The sequence below is a fragment of the Pseudoalteromonas sp. 2CM28B genome, assembly GCF_023161935.1.
Genome location: NZ_JALNTH010000102.1, coordinates 1 through 991, shown reverse-complemented (window position 1 = coordinate 991; position 991 = coordinate 1). Strand labels below are relative to the sequence as shown.

The 991-nt window shown below is 35.5% G+C and carries 1 protein-coding gene; it reads right to left on the bottom strand.

What is annotated here, in order from left to right:
- Nucleotide 1: 1 nt before the first annotated feature.
- A partial coding sequence (locus MTN96_RS36805) for an IS30 family transposase (RefSeq protein WP_039972569.1) occupies nt 2-991 on the bottom strand: 990 nt, incomplete at its 5' end.

The window sequence follows — 991 nt, the reverse complement described above, 5'->3', positions numbered from 1 at the left end:
CCTAGATTCTAATTGGAAGTGCACCACCTAATTCATTATAGACTTCATTTGGTGTTTTAAATCCTAAACATTTTCTAGGGCGATTATTTAGTTGCTCCTCTACCTTTTTTAATTGCTGATGGCTTACTTTGCTAAAGTTTGTTTTCTTCGGATAATACCTTCTAATTAACCCATTTATTTGCTCTACAGCACCTTTTTCCCAACTGTGATAAGGCTCACAAAAATAAGATTTATTTTTCAAAATGGCTTCTACTTTTTTAAACTCCGTATTTTCAGAGCCATTGTCATAAGTTATCGATAAACAAGAGCTTGGTGGGTAAATAGATAGTTTTTTACATATTGCATTCGATGTCGCTAGAGCTTTTTTAGATGATAATTTAGTGATGTGACACACTCTAGAAACTCGTTCAAGTAACACATTCAGCGCACATTTTCTGTCGCTAGATTCAACAGAGTCACTTTCCCAATGCCCAACGTTTTTTCTGAGATTAATGTCATCTGGTCTGTCTAAAATACTACATCTTTGACCCCAAACTGTTTTCGTTTTACGGGTTGGATATTTTTTCTTACGCTTTTTATGTTGCCTAGCTAAATATACAATAAGTGATGTTTCATTCTTGTATATATATTGATAAATGGCCTCGTGAGATACGCTGGGTAAGGTTTTATCAAATTTTATTCGTCCAGCTATGATCTCAGGACTCCACCCAAGTTTGAGTTTATCTGCCACATAGCGTTGAGCTTCAACAGACTTAAGCTTAACTCGCTTAGCTCTCTCCCTTACCCTTACTTCATAATACATTTGAGCTGGATGAGGGTAATAAGTTGGTACGTAATAATCATATTTATTACGCTTTAGCTCTCGGCTAATAGTGCTATGTGAGCGATTTAGTAATCGGCTCACCTCACGTATTGATTTTTTTTGGTAATGATACCACTCAAATAAACGACAACGTTCAAAGTTAGATAAATGTGAATATTGGGTACCCAT